General features: G+C 35.2%; 12 protein-coding genes. 7 read left to right on the forward strand and 5 right to left on the reverse strand.

Annotated elements, in window-relative coordinates; genetic code table 11:
* Window positions 1-91 precede the first annotated feature (91 nt).
* Together G634_RS19545 and G634_RS0114920 are read right to left on the reverse strand one after the other, a co-directional pair.
* Window positions 92-871, reverse strand: coding sequence for a PHP domain-containing protein (locus G634_RS19545; protein WP_051234095.1), 780 nt, complete (start codon window positions 869-871; stop codon window positions 92-94).
* 14 nt (window positions 872-885) lie between these two features.
* Complete coding sequence (locus G634_RS0114920; protein ID WP_026505925.1) at window positions 886-2,247, reverse strand: MATE family efflux transporter; 1,362 nt, start codon at window positions 2,245-2,247, stop codon at window positions 886-888.
* A 327-nt stretch (window positions 2,248-2,574) separates the two neighbouring features.
* Between G634_RS0114920 and G634_RS0114925 the strand changes: the two genes are divergently transcribed.
* Complete coding sequence (locus tag G634_RS0114925) at window positions 2,575-3,144, forward strand: GNAT family N-acetyltransferase (RefSeq protein ID WP_035800401.1); 570 nt, start codon at window positions 2,575-2,577, stop codon at window positions 3,142-3,144.
* Between the two features lie 116 nt (window positions 3,145-3,260).
* Window positions 3,261-6,149, forward strand: coding sequence for a glycosyl hydrolase 115 family protein (locus G634_RS0114930; protein WP_051234097.1), 2,889 nt, complete (start codon window positions 3,261-3,263; stop codon window positions 6,147-6,149).
* 141 nt (window positions 6,150-6,290) lie between these two features.
* Here the strand turns inward: G634_RS0114930 and G634_RS0114935 are convergent, their stop codons facing one another.
* Window positions 6,291-6,848: a hypothetical protein gene (locus tag G634_RS0114935; RefSeq protein WP_026505928.1), complete on the reverse strand. Its 558-nt coding sequence runs from the start codon at window positions 6,846-6,848 to the stop codon at window positions 6,291-6,293.
* Between the two features lie 239 nt (window positions 6,849-7,087).
* Here G634_RS0114935 and G634_RS0114940 point away from each other — a divergent pair, with 239 nt between their 5' ends.
* On the forward strand, window positions 7,088-8,701 hold the full coding sequence (locus G634_RS0114940) for a cellulase family glycosylhydrolase (RefSeq protein WP_026505929.1): 1,614 nt from the start codon (window positions 7,088-7,090) through the stop codon (window positions 8,699-8,701).
* Window positions 8,702-8,751: 50 nt separating this feature from the next.
* Here the strand turns inward: G634_RS0114940 and G634_RS0114945 are convergent, their stop codons facing one another.
* Window positions 8,752-10,338 (reverse strand): DUF438 domain-containing protein, encoded by a 1,587-nt coding sequence (locus tag G634_RS0114945; protein WP_026505930.1) that lies wholly within the window; start codon window positions 10,336-10,338, stop codon window positions 8,752-8,754.
* A 329-nt stretch (window positions 10,339-10,667) separates the two neighbouring features.
* Between G634_RS0114945 and G634_RS0114950 the strand changes: the two genes are divergently transcribed.
* Together G634_RS0114950 and G634_RS0114955 are read left to right on the forward strand one after the other, a co-directional pair.
* Complete coding sequence (locus tag G634_RS0114950; RefSeq protein ID WP_026505931.1) at window positions 10,668-12,098, forward strand: alanine/glycine:cation symporter family protein; 1,431 nt, start codon at window positions 10,668-10,670, stop codon at window positions 12,096-12,098.
* A 27-nt stretch (window positions 12,099-12,125) separates the two neighbouring features.
* Entirely contained in the window at window positions 12,126-12,776 is a 651-nt protein-coding gene (locus G634_RS0114955; RefSeq protein WP_026505932.1) for a hypothetical protein, read from the forward strand.
* A gap of 150 nt (window positions 12,777-12,926) precedes the next feature.
* Here G634_RS0114955 and G634_RS0114960 read toward each other — a convergent pair whose 3' ends face one another.
* Window positions 12,927-13,493, reverse strand: a complete 567-nt coding sequence (locus G634_RS0114960; RefSeq protein ID WP_026505933.1) for a tyrosine-type recombinase/integrase — start codon at window positions 13,491-13,493, stop codon at window positions 12,927-12,929.
* 502 nt (window positions 13,494-13,995) lie between these two features.
* On the opposite strand from G634_RS0114960, the gene G634_RS0114965 reads away from it, so the two are divergent.
* Both G634_RS0114965 and G634_RS0114970 read left to right on the forward strand, forming a co-directional pair.
* The gene (locus tag G634_RS0114965) at window positions 13,996-14,952 is read left to right on the forward strand and encodes a hypothetical protein (protein ID WP_026505934.1); all 957 of its coding nucleotides are present in this window, start codon (window positions 13,996-13,998) and stop codon (window positions 14,950-14,952) included.
* Between the two features lie 92 nt (window positions 14,953-15,044).
* Entirely contained in the window at window positions 15,045-17,564 is a 2,520-nt protein-coding gene (locus G634_RS0114970; protein WP_026505935.1) for a homocysteine S-methyltransferase family protein, read from the forward strand.
* Window positions 17,565-17,607: the final 43 nt, after the last annotated feature.

A 17,607-nucleotide genomic window follows, 5' to 3' on the forward strand; every position in this document is an offset into this window, starting at 1 on the left:
GTGAGAACAAAAGTCAAGCGGCAAACTGGTCCAAGGCGAAGCCTTTTTAAATGGCCAGTTTGCGTAGTTTTTGGAACGCAGTGACAAAAATCTATATTTTCGAATGATATACAACTTCAAGTGAAGCTTCCTGAGTGATTGTTGTTAGTTCTTTTGATTCTGCAACTGGTCTGAATGGGGTGCTTTCTCCGTGAACATTTTTCTTAAAGACTGGTGTTCCATCGCCATTTTTAAATGCTTTTACATAATCTTTTATGGTCTCAATTTTATATGGGAAACTCATTCCGCCCATATCGTTTTGTTTAACTGAATGAATATCTGATCCGGCAGACATTGTAAAGTTATGCTCCCTTGCAAAATGATATCCCAGAGCGTTCTGATAGTCTGGATTGCCAGAATTATATACTTCAGCGCCATCACATACTGATGGTGTAAGGTGTATGTGGGAGAGGTATCCCCTTTCTCTGTAAGGGTGTGCCTGAACCATGATTCCGCCATATTTGTGTACAAGTTCATAGACTTTTTGTCTAGAACATTCCATAATGTCAGGATTATCCAAAAGCCACTTTTTATCTACACCGTACAATAAGTATTCATCACCTTCAAAGTTGTATTCTATTCCGAAGAGCACTGTAAAATCCTTGCCATCAGCTTCCATGAGAGCGTGTTCATAACCTTTACAGTAGAGCTCAACTCTTTCATCCCATGGCAAATCTTTTGGGACGCAGCTATTGCCGTTGAAAAAGTGATCAGTAACAATTATTCCGTTATAGCCAAGATTTTTCATATATTCGATATAGTTTTTAGCAGGGGTTACTGAACATGCGCTTCCTTCTATGGTATGAAGATGAGTTTCGTAGATATATTCCATTTTATCCTCACTTTTTATAAATCTTGTTTTTGACTTTTTTCTTTAGAACCAAAAAACTCTTTGCCAAGGCTGATTCTGAACAAGATAAGTGCAATAAACACTGTTACTATGTCAGAAACAGACTGCGAAATAATTATACCATTTAAACCGAATATTTCCATAAGCAATTTTATTACAATTACAAATACAATTCCCTGACGGCATATAGAAAGAAGAAGTGCACTTAATGCTTTACCTGTTGATTGGAAACAACAGGTAATTACAAGGCTTATGGCAAAAAGTGGTATACCTATCATCTGCATTCTTAGCATTTGGGCTCCAGATAAGATGAGGCTTTCATCTGAGAAAAAGTGAGAAATAATAGGGTTGGAGAATACACTCATTGTCAATGCGAATACTATTCCCGTTCCAGCTGTAAGTGACATACCAAAAAGAATAGTTTCTTTTAATTTGGCATATTTTTTTGCACCATAATTATAACCAAAGATTGGCTGGCCGCCGAAGGCAAGTCCTACTATTATCAATGTTGCTATATTTACTACTTTTAATACGACACCCATTAAGGCTACAGTTTCATAACCGTATCTGTTAAGACTATTGTTAGTAAGTGTGAGTCCAATAGTCTGCATTAGGTTAGTGATAGATGCTGGAAGTCCTATGAAAAGAATTGCGCGCATTGTATTAAAATCAAAAGACAAATCAGAAAGTCTTATTGATAATTTTTTGCTCTTAAATGCTATAAAAAAGATGAAAAAAGCACATGTGCAGCTATAACCGATTATTGTAGCAATTGCAGCACCTGCTGCTCCGTAGTTCAATTTAAAAATAAATATTGGATCAAGAATGATATTTACAATTGTTCCGAATATAATTCCGGCCATGGAGGTTACTGCATATCCTTCTGTTCTAAGAAGGTTGGAAGGAACGAGTGAGAATATAATGGTAACAGATCCAAGTACAAGGTATTTGTAATAGCTTTCTGCATAAAAGAAAGTTTCATTGGTTGTGCCAAGTAAAGATAAGATTTCAGGTTTGAATATAAGCATAAAAAAAGTGATGAAAAGGCTGCATATGATAGATGAATAGAAACAAAAAGAACTTTTCTTTCTTGCTTCTTCAATTTTGCCTTCGCCAAGGAGTCTGGATATTACTGAGCTTCCGCCTAGTCCAAAGATATCTCCAACTGCGAGCATGAAGGTGAATAGTGGAGCACAGATAGATACTCCTGAGATAAGTGCGGTGTTATTAGTTTGGGAAATATAATAAGTATCTACTAGGTTATAGATTAGAGTTACGACCATTCCAAGAACTACAGGTATGGCCATTTTTAAGTATAGAAGTTTAATGTTTTTGGTTTCAAAGATATTTTGTTCCACTTGATTATTCCTTTCATACATACTGTAATAAATTTAGTTAAAAAAAAAATCCCCAATCATCAAAGGATTGTGGATTTCCGTACCGTAGCAGATGTATAATGTTGTTTATGCAAAAAATCTATACATTAACAATACTATTTCTGATATTGAATACTGTATCTGCCCTACTAACTATTTGTTTAACGATAGTAAAGATAACATTAGTAAAAAATAATGTCAAGAAGTTTTAAATAGGGATTGGGGAGATTATTCTAACAGTAAATACTTAAAATAATCAATTACATCGGGTTAATCATAACATGTTAATCAAAGATAAGGAGTTAATCAATGATAAGAATTGAAAGAGTAAAAATTGAAGACGCCAGCGAGCTTTTAGAGATATATGCGTCCTACGTAACTGATACTGCAATTAGCTTCGAATATGAAGTTCCGGGAATTGATGAATTTACCAAAAGAATCAGGGAAATTTCTGCAAAGTATCCATATATCAAAGCTGTTGAAGATGGTAAAATACTTGGGTATGCTTATGCAAACACTTTCAAGGAAAGAAAAGCTTATGATTTCAATGTGGAAACAACTATTTATGTTGCAAAAAACATGAAGAGATCAGGCATTGGTCGCATGCTTTATTCTTCTTTAGAGAAATCTCTAAAGAGTATGGGAGTACTTAATGCAAATGCATGTATAGCATATCTGTCAGATGGTAGGGTAGATGAGCATTTGACAAATGATAGTTATTATTTTCATGAAAAAATGGGTTACAAACTTGTTGGCACTTTTCATAATAGCGGTTACAAATTTGGTACATGGTACGACATGGTATGGATGGAAAAGATGTTAGGAGACCATGAGAATAATATCGGAGAGGTTAAATTTGGAGAATACACTATTTTCTGAATCACACTAATAAAAGAATGTTACTTGCTTTTAGTAAAAGACATAAATAAAAAATTGGTATTTTGAAAACTTTTATGCCGATTTGTTAATAAAATAAGTGAGAAGAGAGAGGAATTATGGGAAAATTAGTAATGTTTGAAAATGGTATGCAGGTTGACTTTCTTGTAGAAAAAGAGAGTTTTGAGGGTGTACAGAGGGTTGCAAAGACTGTTGCGGGTGATATCTTTCAGATTGTTGATGCATCTGTTGAAATAGCAGATAGTGTAGAGAAGCTTTCTAAGAAAACAGCTGTATTAATGGCAACATGTGGCAAGAGCACTATTTTATCTGAGCTTGAGAAAAAGGGTAAAATAGCACTTTCTGATATTGAGGGTAAGAGAGAGGTTTATAAGTATCAGTTTGTGTCTAATCCGTTCAGTGATAGAGATGATATTGAAAATCTTCTTGTTATAGCCGGAAGTGACAAGCGAGGTACTATCTATGGTATGTTCCATTTGTCAGAGCTTTGCGGTGTATCGCCTCTTATCTATTTTGGAGATGCTGTTCCTGCTAAAAAAAGTGAATTATCTATTACAATTCCTGATGGTTATGTATCAAAGGAGCCTTCTGTTGAATTTAGAGGTTTCTTTATAAATGATGAATGGCCGGCTTTTGGTAACTGGGCTACAGATACTTTTGGCGGTGTTAATGCCAAAGCATATGAGAAAATTTTTGAACTTGTATTAAGACTTAAAGGTAACTATTTGTGGCCTGCTATGTGGAATTCTTCTTTTTCAGAGGAAGGTCCTGGAATTGAAAATGCACATCTTGCAGATGTTTATGGTGTTGTGATGGGAACATCTCACCATGAACCTATGTGCAGAGCTGGTCTTGAATGGCAGAATCAGTACAAAAAGTATGGCGATGACTCTTCCTGGAATTTTATTTCCAATAAAGAAGCTGTTGCAAAGTTCTGGGAAGATGGAATTATCAGAAACAAAGATTTCGAGAACGTTATTACTATTGGTATGCGTGGTGAGAATGATTCTAAGCTTATGCCAGAAGATGCTACTCTTAAAGATAATATAGAAGTTGTAAAAAATGCTATTAGAGCTCAGCTTGCTATTTTGAAAAAGTATAATCTTGAGAATACTCCTTTGATGATTGCAATTTACAAAGAGGTTGAGGATTATTATTATGGTGATGATACTTGCGAAGGTTTAAAAGACTGGAAGGAACTTGAAAATGTTATTTTCCTTCTTAGTGATGACAACTTTGGCAATCTTCGTAACCTTCCTGATGAGGAAACAATCTTGCATAAGGGCGGTTTTGGTATGTATTATCACTTCGATTATCATGGTGCGCCGATTAGTTATGAATGGACTAATTGCAACAAGATTGCAAAAATCTGGGAGCAGATGACTCAGGCTTATGAGTTTGGCGTTCGAAAGATGTGGATTGTAAATGTAGGTGATTTGAAGGAAATGGAATATCCTTTGAGTTTCTTTATGAATCTTGCATATGATTTTGAAGCTTATGGTTCATCTCAAGTTAATAAGACTGATGTTTTTGCAAAAGATTGGTTAGATGTTCAGTTTGGCGAAAAAATTAAAGATGAAACCAAAGAGAAGATTTTAAAGGTTTTAAATGGTTACATCAAGTGGAATCATGCCAGAACTCCAGAGACTATGAATGAGACTATTTATCATCCAACTCATTACAATGAAGGAGAAAGAGTTCTTGCAGAAGTTGATGATATTTTGAAGACAAGTTATGAGCTTTTTGATGAGCTTGAAGGTGACGCTCTTACTACTTATGGGAGTATGATTGGATATGCTGCGTCTGCATCTTTGAATCTTGTAAGCGCGTGGGTTAAGACTGGAATGAATTATGAGCTTGCAAATAGAGGTGTAATCAGAGCAAATGACTATGCTGATGAAATCGAGAATTGTATTAATGAGGATATTAGACTTGTTGACAGTTTCCATAAAATGAATGGCGGCAAATGGAATCATTGTCTTGCATCTGCTCACACTGGCTTCAAGAATTGGGATGATTGGAACTGGACATATCCTATTGTGCGAAGAGTTCATCCTATTCATGGACCAAAGGCTGTAATTGGATTTAGAGGAAGTGATGAATATCATCTTGGAACTCACTGGGCAGATAATGTTGTTCTTAGAAACGATGATTTGACTAGACCGGATGGAACTAAGGCTATTCTTGACTTTGACAGCAGAGGAGATATGTCCTATTCTTATGAAATCGAAATTGAAGATGATATCATTTACTGCGATAAGCCTTCAGGAAGAGTTGAATTTGAAAAGAGCGGTCACGATGTTGTTACATTCTTTGCTCATAAAGATAAGTTTAGTGGAGAAAAGGAAGTAAAGGCTAGAGTATTTGTGACTTTTGATAATGGTCAAAAATCTGTTACTCATATGGTAATTGTGGCAAAAGGTGATGAGAAGTATTCTAAAAAGGGATATTTTGTTGAAAGCCAAGGCTATTGCAGTATTCTTGCAGAGCATTATATTGAGAAGAAGGATGTAGAGGGTGCTTGTTTTGAAGTTATTAAAGATCTTGGAAGAGAACATGATGCTATAAAAGCTCTTCCGATGAATTCCTGCTTTAATGATGTAAAGTCTGCTCCTTTTGTAAAATATGGTGTAATTGCTAAAGAAAGCGGAGAATATAATCTTTCCTTCTATCTTCTTTCCAGAAACCCTGCAAAGAAAGGTCAGCATGAAAGCTTCTTCGTAGCAGTAAATGATAAAGAGGCAATTAAAGTAAATGGAGTTCCTGAAGGCTTCTATACTGAATGGATGGATTTGAACTGGGCTAATGGTGTTCTGGATAAGGCTAGAGTAGTAAATGTAAAAGTAAGTTTAGATAAAGGTGAGAATGTTATTACTGTATACGCTGGTGAGCCAAGCTTTGCATTTGAGAAGCTTGTTGTTTTCAGTGAAGATGCCAAGATGAAAGATAGCTACTTTGGTCCTGAAGAAAGTTATGTAGTTAAATAATATTACAAGTCAGTAAAAATCAGCTATAAACTTAAGAAAACCTAGATTACTTGAAAAATTTCATTGTAATCTAGGTTTTTGTTACTATATTTTTGACAAAATATATCTTATAGATAAAAATGTATGGCGATGCAGTAACGATTACTCATCGCCGTTTTCTTCAGGAGAGGTCATATTTTGGTCATCGACTGGTGTGAAATCTTTGGCATTTTTAGTAGTAATACTAACTCCTTCACCAGAAGGTATTTGTCCATGAAGAATAGAAATCATATATTTAACTCTGGTATTTGCTCTTGCATAGTATTCTTTTGCCTGTGATTCGGAATCAGCATTATACTCTCCGTCATATGCTTCATGAAAAGAGACATTGGCTTTATTCATATAATCTGCTGCCTCTGTAGCAAGAGATGCGGCTGCATGGAAGTCTTCCGGTACACTGTAACCTGCCATCTTTGTAAACTCTGCATTTAAATTGTCGAGTTGTGTAAGAAGTTGTGCTGTTGCATCATCTTTAGTTGCATCAATGTTATTGATTGCTTCATTGTAAGTGGCTATGTTTACAAAGAAACTTTCCATGTTTTGTCTATAGGTCTCTAGTTCTGAATTTTTCTTTTTACATCCAGATAATAAAAGAGTAATGATAAAAAAGCACGTAACAAGATAGCGCTTTGACTGACTTAACTTAAAATAATTTTTCAAAATGTCTCCCTCCAACGTTGATAATCAAATACTACACTATTTTAATACGTAAAATATCATTGGGCAATATATTAAGATAAGAAACATTTGTTTCGTTTTCTCTTTTCACAATAAATGACATGCAATTTTGTTAAAAGTTACAGAAATTACAAAAATATTAATATTTATATTGACTTTTGTATATAAAACCACCTATTATAATGGTGTCGCGACAAATAAAAAACATGGGAGGTATCATAATGCCAAGATTTAAAAAAGTAACTAAGGCATTAACATTATTGTTATCTTTGTTTATTTTTATTACGGCACTTCCGGTTATGGTAAGTCATGCGGCTGGTAGAGCAGGTAGAACAGCTGCACAGGTTGTTTCGGATATGAGAGTAGGATGGAATATTGGAAATAGTCTTGATTCTTTCGGACAGAAAGCTAATTATCCATATACTGTTTCAAACGAAACATACTGGGGAAATCCGGAAACTACCAAGGAGCTGATAGATGAAGTGGCTAAGGCCGGCTTTAACACTGTTCGAATTCCTGTATCATGGGGACAGTACACGACTGGATCAAATTATCAAATTCCTGACTTCTTCATGAATAGAGTAAAAGAAGTTGTTGACTATTGTATTGCAAATGATATGTATGTAATTTTGAATACACATCATGATATCAACTCTGAGTACTGCTTCTATGTACCTAATAATGCAAACAAACAGCGTTCAGAAGCATATTTTACATCAGTTTGGACACAGATTGCCAACAAGTTCAAGAATTATGACTATCATCTTGTATTTGAAACAATGAATGAGCCTAGACTTGTTGGAAGCAGTGAGGAATGGTGGTTCCCAAGAAACAATCCAAGCGCACAGATAAAAGAAGCTGTAAACTGCATTAATGATTATAATCAGACAGCACTTAATGCGATCAGAAAAACTGGCGGAAATAATGCTGATAGATGTGTAATGGTTCCTGGGTACGATGCTTCAATTGAAGGTTGTATGACTGACGGATTCCATATGCCTAAAGATACTGTTAGAGACAGACTAATTTTATCTGTTCATGCATATATTCCTTATAATTTTGCTCTTGCCAGCGATTCTTTTGTAACTAAATTCGATCAGAGCACAAAGAGTGATGTTGATTACTTTTTCAATGATCTTAATTCAAAGTTTATTTCTAAGAACGTACCTGTAATTGTAGGTGAAACAAGCGCTACCAATAGAAATAATTCTTCAGAGCGTGTAAAGTGGGCTGATTATTTCTGGTCTGCTGCAGCAAAGTATAGCAATGTTGCAATGGTTCTATGGGATAATAATGTTTATGAAAATGATGCATCCGGATCAAATGGTGAATGCCACAGATACATTAATAGAAAGACTTTGAAGTGGACTGATCCACAAATTATTACCACTATAATGAAACATGTAGATGGAACACCAGCTACAATAAATGGTAAGAAAGTTCCTTCTACAGATCCAGAGCCTTCACCAGCACCTATACCAAAGCCAGATCCGCAGCCAACACCTGATCCAATTCCGGTTCCTACACCAGAACCAGTTCCGTCAGTACAAGGTTTGAAAACCTCTTACAACATTAGCAGCTGGGGGGCAGGATATCAGGTTGTATTCAAAGTAGAGAATACTTCTGATAGCAAAGTTAATAACTGGACCGTTAAGGTGAACAAAAAAGATGTTAAGATTGAATCCAGCTGGTGTGTTAATGTTGCAGAGGAAGGTAACTATTATGTAATTACACCTATGTCCTGGAACTCTTCAATTGATTCCAAAAAAGCCATTGAGTTTGGAATTCAAGGCACAGGTTCTATAGGTGATACTATAGATTGCAGCGTACAGTAACAGGCAACGCAATATACAAACAGCAAAACGGATTAAGAATAGGATTTTTGTCACTTTTCTTTAGATAACTTTTCGAAATGTTCCTGTGCAAAACCCATTGGCTGTACACATTCAAGAGTGCCAACATAATTATTTTTGGCATCTCTTACAGCCATATATTTGATAAGTACTGGCTGATTATCACGATTTGCCCATACATCCACACAGGAACGTGTACCGTTTCTAAAATCTTCAATAATAGTGCGAACAAGTGGCTCTATTTTAGGCGGATGACAGGAGAAAACCTCTCTATCTAGCGCCATGATTGGACGTTTGAAGAGTTTTGGCTCTTTTTGTTCGTTGAAATAGCAATTGATGTTATTTTCATCTACAAACGATATCTCTATAGGAATCGTGTTTAGCATAGCATCAAGCTGATAAGCACTTAAGTGTCCGGATGGGAAATTGATGCAACCTAAAGTCTGAGTAAGATTTTCTATGTGTGTTTTAGGTGTGGCTTTTTCCCATAAAGGACGCTTTTGGATAAGACATGGTTTGTAATCGTCAAAATCTCTGGCAATATCTTGCCATTCTTTTGTGCTGAAGTTTTTGGCACACAATGGAAAAAGAATACTTTCTTCTTTATATATCATTTCTTCAGCTCTTGTAACAACATCATTTAATCTGTTATTCCATTCGGTATCTTCAAGAAGTGAAGAAAATTCTTTTGCACTTCCTGAAAGATTTTTCATTTCATCTCTAATATCATCATCTACAGACCACATAACATCGGAGGGACCGGCAAATCCGTATTTTTGTTTCAAAAGAGGGTAGAGTAAATCTCCTTTTTCCGCATAGTGAATAGAGAGTTCTCTGGCTTTATCTAATGCATTTAGTACTTCAGATTTATTCTCCATTGATTTTCGGAGATTTTGCAATGCATTAGAAATTGCTTCGTTTTCAAGAGCAAAGATGTTGAGTGGATGATTTGGAATTTCTTTTAGCTCAAGATACTTTTCATCGGCACCGTCTTGTCTTTTTACAGGTTTTGCTTTCCTCTTAGAACCAATACCCATACCATAGTTTTTGTCGTTAAGACTTTTTTCTACAGCTTTCTCTGCGTTTGCTATCTTTTCTGCCTTTGTAGCACCATGGAAAAGAGCAGAGTGAACATCACAAAGTTTTTGTACTTCTGATACGGGCATTCCGCCGGCAATTAAAGACTGCTCAGCTTTAGCGATTTCTCCGGCTTCTACTTCAGAAAAGTTTTCAACGAAATCTTTTTTTACTGATTCTAAATCTTCACCACTACTAAGACGTTTAATGTAGTTTTTTAATAGTTCTGTTCTTTCATCGGTATTGTTGTCTTGTGCATGTGATGACTTTTCTTCCAAATTTTTATCAAGTTTTTTTGAAACAAAATCGGGCATTTTTCCTTCTAAAACAAATCCATTATTTTTAAGTGCTAATACCACATCAATCATGTCAATTCCTTTGACTATGGCACCTTTTGGAATGGTCATAACCCTTCCAATAGTATTTAATTTGGCTTTGTTTGTAACATCGTTAAAGCCAAGATCTTCCATAATCTGGATGAGTTCTGGATATTCACTGCAAAGTTCATATACACTTTTCTTTAAATTGATTCGTTTTTCCATGATTTTTACCTCTGATTTATTGTGGCTTATTTGTTTTTTCTTATTCTTGAGTATAGTATAACAAAGGCAAAATAAAAAAGTGTGACATATGCAACACGAATATATTATTTAAATAAAATATATGCAAGTAAATAGTAATTAATTTGCTGGTCTGTTGCTATAAACATTTACATAAAAACTAACTTTTGATATAATTTCAACGTCGTAAAGCATCAATTTCTTGACCTGTTTTTTCAGGAATCACAAATATTGATAGTGAAAATCTAGTTTATTCACTGAGTTAGATATGTCTTAAAAAATTCAACAAAAATGATTATATAAGGAGGATTATGGTAGTAAGTATATTAGATAAAATTGATAGTGTGATGTATTATCCGGTTTTGATTATTGTATTAACTTTGGCAGGAGCATATTTCACGTTTGTTACTAGAGGTGTACAGATTCGGTTATTTCCAGAGTCTTTGAGAATACTGATGGAACCATCTAAAGATAAGAATAATATTTCTTCATTGCAGGCGATGCTGGTGTCAACAGCATCAAGAGTAGGAACAGGCAATATAGTCGGAGTTTCTACTGCACTATGTCTTGGCGGACCTGGTGCATGCTTTTGGATGTGGCTTTTATGCATAATTGGAGCATCATCAGCTTTTATTGAAAGTACACTTGCTCAGATTTATAAAAGAAAAGATGAAAATGGTGTTTTTTATGGAGGTCCGGCCTATTATATTGAGAAGGCTTTGAAAGCGCCTAAAATTGCAGGAGCTTTTTGTGTATTTTTAATAGCTACATATGCAATCGGTTTTAATCTTTTGTGTTCTTACAACCTCCAATCGACTTTTGAAACATATCCGTTCTATGACAAAGAATCTTCACCGTTTATAATCGGATTGATTCTTGCTGTGTTTACTGGTTATTGTCTTCTTGGAGGCGGTAAAAGAATAGTTAAGCTAACAGGATTTATCGTGCCGATTATGGGAATTTCATATGTTATTATTTCTTTTGTTGTTATTCTGGTTAACATAAAAATGGTTCCTTCTATGTTCGGGATGATTTTTAGGGATGCTTTTGATTTTGAAGCGATTTTTGGTGGAATAGCAGGATCATGCATGGTTTATGGCATTAAAAGAGGTTTGTATTCAAATGAAGCAGGTGTAGGATCTGCTCCAAATGCTTCGGCATCAGCTAAAGTTTCACATCCTGTTAAACAGGGTCTTGTTCAGACTTTGTCTGTATATATTGATACGCTTCTTCTTTGCACAGCAACAGCACTTATGTGTCTTTCGAGTGGTGTAGAACGAAATGAAAAAGTGTCTGGTGCGCTTTACGTTCAAAATGCAATCTCAACTGTATTTGGCAAGTTTGGACCAATTTTCATTACCTGTGCAATGATTTTATTTGCGTTTACAACGTTACTTGGAAATCTCTATTATGTTGATAATGCTATTATTTTCCTGAATAAAAAGAGAACTCCATCAAAGAAGTTTATGAGATTTTTTCATCTGATATGTGTTGTAGTTATATTTATTGGAGCAATTATTCCTATGGGCGCAGCTTGGTCACTTGCAGATATTACAATGGGAGGAATGACACTTATTAATCTTCCAGCTTGTATGATACTTGGTAAAGTAGCTATTAATGCTTTGAAAGATTATGAAAAGCAAAGGAATGAAGGAAAATCCCCGGTTTTTCTGGCTGAAAATATAGGATTGTCAGATGATGATGTTGAATATTGGAAAGAAGATGATGAAATAGTTCTTTAAAAAACAAAGGCTAAAAAGGAGAAGGTTATGACAAAATTTTCAAGATTGATGATGATTGCTTTTATGTGTGTTTGTTTTGCTGGATGTGGAGCAAAGAGTGATGATGCTAAAAATGCGCCCCAAGGCGTAACAGGGGAGGTTGTTCAGAATTCTGTAACACAGGATAAAACCGCAGATGAAAATCAAAATTTAGATGGTAATACTAATGAAAGTGGTAATGCCACTAGCGGTAATGAAGACACAGGTAGTACTTCTTCAAATGAAGGAGTATCAACGATTAATGATCCAGCATCGGAAAATCAAGAATCTGGAGTATACTATATAAGCGGTAATCTTCAATCATCTAAAAAAAGTGAGTCAGGCAAGCCGGATCAATCTGGGGTTTTGCAGGCAATTATTTATGAAGCTGGTATTAATGGAGATGCGCTTAGAATCGTTGGCACAACTAATTTTAGAAACTTCATGGATCAAGATGTAGTGGGAGTTAATCCTGAGGAAGTTATAGAATTAAAGCTTACAGAGAGCACTACATATTTGTGTATGGGTGGTGAGGATGGCTCCCAGGAGATGACAAAAGAAGAATTTGCACAGACTCTTCAAAGCTGCCTTGATTCTGGGCTGTTACTCGATATTCAGGTTTCAAATGGTGAAGCGGCAGTTATTATGCTTTGCTCATAATGGTATTAAAAAGGAAAAGCTGAGTCTTTTATATGAGTCCCCCTAAGTAGGCAAGGTGAATAACCCAATCTACTTAGGGGACTTTTTATGTCCAAATATACAGCGGAAATAAAGAAAGTTGCATGTAAAGATTTTTTGGATGGTAACTTATCACACAAGCTCTGTATATGCTTGAAGCATTTGGTCTTCCTCATAGGAGCTTACTCCAAGGTATCTTTGAGTGATTGCAGGACTACTATGTTGATAAAAGTTCATGACTTTGATGATATTGTAGCCACTTGCTTCGTATAGATTCATTCCACAATATTTCCTGAATGAATGAGTAGATATGTTTTCATACTCTAAATAGTAGCAGACTTTTTGCAGATATTTTTGAACGGTTCTTTCTGTAATCGGGAAGATTCGTTCATCTTTTTTTATTTTATTTTCTTTTATGTAAGCATTAAGATGCTTATAAAAATCTGTACTTATTGTCTTGTATCTTCGTTTCTTTGTTTTGTGTTCGACAATATTAATCTTATATAATCCGCCTGCAAAGATGAAGTTTGAAGGCTTTAGTGCCAAAACATCTTCGATTCGTATTCCGAGATTTGCTTCAGTTATTAATGCTTCAGCGATTCTGGTATTTGGTCTAAACCACATGGAGCCTTTTCTCATTGTGTCTATTATTTCTTTGTATTGTTCCTTTGTTAAAGGAACAGTTGTATATGATCCCATTATATTTCTCCGTATTTTGATTGCTTTTTGTATCCTAAATCACAGCAAAAATATTGTTTCGAATGCAAAATTTTCTAATGATAAATTTGGGGCTAGTACGGTTACCAGTTTTTTCGGGTGAAAACAATAACCTATGAGTTCTGAAAAATGTGTTCTGATCTAATTCGCATGTACGAAACAGGCTTTTTTAGTAATTTATTGATAGACCATACAAATTTATCTATACGCCTTATATCTCATATTATATCGCAAAAGACGCTTAAAATCCACATTTTCTAGTTCGCAAATTATGCAATATCCGCACTTTTGTATGTATAACAATGTTTAACATGTATATGTTATACACAACAGTATTGAACAGTCGAGTTTATAATGCTATAATATTACTTGTAGGAATGAAAAAATAAGATTTTTTTGCCAAAAAAAGCAGATGGTTCTTGGCGAAAAATCTGTTTTACAATCATATACACGGTTAATATCATAATGGATAAGGATAAGGAAAATGGCAGAGAAACTTACCAAAAGAGAAGAAGCACTATTAGAAGAAACAACTCGTGACAATACAACAAAGGTTCGAGGATTTAGATTAGATGATGAAACACATGATGCCTTTAGAAAAATCGCAGAGAAGATTGGTGGAAATCAACAACATGTAATGGCTCAGTTGATTGCTACATATGAAGGGCAAAGCGAAAAGAACAACCTCGAAAGTGGCTCTGATGTTTTGGAAACATTTGAAAACTATCAGGAAATAATGCGAGGTATGATGTTAGACCTACTAAAAAATATTCAGAATGCTAAGATACTGGCAAGAGCGGATTTTGCGAAGCAACTTGAATCAAAAGATTCTATAATTGTAGAGTTGCAGGATAGAATAAAAAATATGTCGGAAAAACTTGAAGAATCACAAGAAGAGTTAAAGCCTTTAAAGATCGAATTAGAAGAAAAAGAAAAAGAGTTAGAAAGCCAAAAAATCAAATATGAAGAACTTGAAAACAATTCCAGCAAGATTCAAAATTCTCTAGAAGAAACAAACAGAAAATTACAGGAAGAACTCAAACAGGCAAAAGAAAATGACAAGAATACTAGAACACTTTATGAAAATAATGTCAAAATAATTGTTAAGTTAGAGGATGAAATTTCTTCTTTGAAAAAAGCTGAATCACCAATAAAAGAAAACTTATCAAAGGTTGTAAGCCAAAATAAGGTTCTTATAACGAGAAATGAATTTCTTGAAAAGGAAAACGAAGATTATAAGGCTAAGATTGAAGCTTTGAAAAACTCCAAGGAGGCTGAAATTCAAATTGCACGAAAGCAAGCGGTGCTTGAAACAAAAGATGAGATGTTCATGCAGATTCAAAGCATTCGAGAACAGTCCAATAAAGCAATGGAAAAGTATTTAAAACTTTTAGAAGAAACGAGACAAAATACAGTCCAGAAAACAGATAAAAAAGACTAAGAATCTTCTATATTTAAATGTTTTTGTTTGTAGTTTTTTTGCTACTGTGATAGGATAAAGTAAATTGATTAGAAAACTATCGGAGGAGTAGCATGACAAAAGAAATGTTTTGGGAACTGTGTAAATCTAGTCCTGTTTTTCTGGATGGAGCAACGGGTACAAATTTAATGAAGGCAGGAATGCCAGCTGGTGTGTGTCCGGAGGCTTGGATTCTAGAGCACAAAGATGTCATGCTAAGTCTTCAAAAACAATATGTCGAGGCAGGAAGTAATATTCTTTATGCTCCAACATTCACAGCAAATAGAATAAAATTGAAGGAATACGGTCTTGAAGATAAGCTCGAACGGATCAATAGGGATCTTGTAGCGCTTTCTAAGGAGGCATCCTCTGGTAAGGCTTATGTGGCAGGTGATATTACAATGACAGGTAGGCAACTGCAGCCGGTTGGAGATTTGTCTTTTGATGAGCTTATTGAAGTATATAAAGAACAAATAAAAGTATTAGATGATGCTGGAGTGGATATTCTTATTGTTGAAACTATGATGAGCCTTCAAGAATGTAGGGCTGCTTTGATTGCTGCAAAAGAAGTTTCAAAGCTTCCTGTTATGGTGACTTTGACATTTGAATCTGATTGTAGAACGCTTTACGGAACTACTCCTGAGTGTGCTGCGGTTGTGATGGAATCTCTGGGAGCGGTTTGTGTTGGCGCAAACTGTTCAACAGGACCTGATAAAATGGCAGAAGTCATAAGGAGAATGGCAGAGGTTACATCTATTCCGATTATTGCTAAACCAAATGCAGGGCTTCCGCAAATTGATAAAGATGGTAATACTTTTTATGATGTTGAACCTGAAGAATTTGCACAGCAGATGGATGTTTTGGTTGAAAATGGAGCATCTGTACTTGGAGGGTGCTGCGGTACCACGCCGTTATTTATTAAAGCACTGAAAGACCGTTTTGAATCGATAGCTTTAAAAGATATGGAGAGAATAAGCAGGAAAAAAGTCGGGGTTCGAATTTTAACATCAGAAAGAGATATTTGTTCATTTTCATTAAATGATCCATTTATGATTGTAGGCGAAAGAATCAATCCGACAGGTAAGAAAAAACTTCAAGAACAGCTTAGAAATGACTGTCTGGATATGGTCTGTGATTTTGCACAGGAACAGGAAAATGATGGTGCATCTATTCTTGACGTTAATGTTGGTATGAGTGGAATAGATGAAAAAGAGATAATGATGAAGGTACTTTTTGAGGTGACTCAGGTTACAAATCTTCCTCTTTGCATTGACACAAGTAATGTTGAGGTGTTAGAAAAAGCTCTTAGATGGTATCCTGGCAGAGCATTGATTAACTCTATTTCACTTGAAAAGGGTAAGGCAGAAGTGTGCCTTCCTTTGGCAAAAAAATATGGCGCGATGTTCATTTTACTCCCAGTAGGAGAAAATGGTATTCCAAATACCCTCGAAGAGAAAATCGATAATATCGAAAGACTTACAAAACTCGCAAAAGAATACGGATTAAGTAAAAATGATATAGTGGTTGATGGTCTTGTGGCTACAGTAGGTGCGGACAAAGATGCAGCTGTTAAGACTTTGGAAACTATTAGATATTGTAAAGAAAATGACTTTGCAACGATTTGTGGTCTTTCAAATATATCATTTGGACTTCCGCAAAGAAGTTTTGTGAATACTGCTTTTTTGACTATGGCGATAGATAGAGGACTTACTATGGCTATTGCTAATCCATCTCAGGAGTTGCTTATAAATGCCGCATTTGCATCTGATTTGCTTATAAATAAAGAAAATTCTGATATTAGTTATATCAATAGAATGCTAAGGTATGATCTTGAAGACGGAAAGAAAGCAAAGCCGGGAATGATTTATCCAGATATGGAAAGCGGAGAGACTGCGAGAAATCGAACAAACTTTGGTGACACTGCAAAAAATGACAATAGTCTGACGAATACTGATCCAAAACAGCAGGCTCTCGATACTATCTATAAAGATGTATTGAGCGGAAACAAAAGAGGAATTGCTAAAAATACTCAAAATGCTGTAGAAATGGGATGTAATCCTCAAGATATCTTGAACAATGTCCTTATGCCAGCAATAAATGATGTTGGGGCGAAATTTGATAAGGGAACGTATTTTTTGCCTCAGCTTATAGGAAGCGCCGAAGCTATGAAACTTAGCATTGCATATTTAGAGCCGCTTCTTAAAACGTCAGATAGTGTTCAAGAGTCAAAGGGAACCGTTGTAATTGCGACTGTTCATGGTGATGTTCATGATATTGGAAAAAATCTCGTGGTATTGATGCTTAAGAATTATGGCTATAATGTCATAGATTTAGGAAAAGATGTAGAATCTGAAATTGTAGTAGATACGGCAATTAGGGAAAACGCTCAGGTAATTGCACTTAGTGCTCTTATGACTACTACAATGGCTGAAATGAAAAATGTTATTTCTATTGCAAGGGATAAAAAATGCAAATCCAAGATTGTTATAGGCGGCGCATGTGTTACTAAGGAGTATGCCGATGAAATCGGCGCGGATGGATATTCTTCAGATGCTGCTGATTGTGTAAAAGTAATTGATAAACTAATAGGATGATTTTAAAAATTCTTGATTTTTATAAGTACAAAATTAGATTTAC

Source organism: Butyrivibrio sp. NC3005 (assembly GCF_000424545.1).
Classification (GTDB): domain Bacteria; phylum Bacillota; class Clostridia; order Lachnospirales; family Lachnospiraceae; genus Butyrivibrio.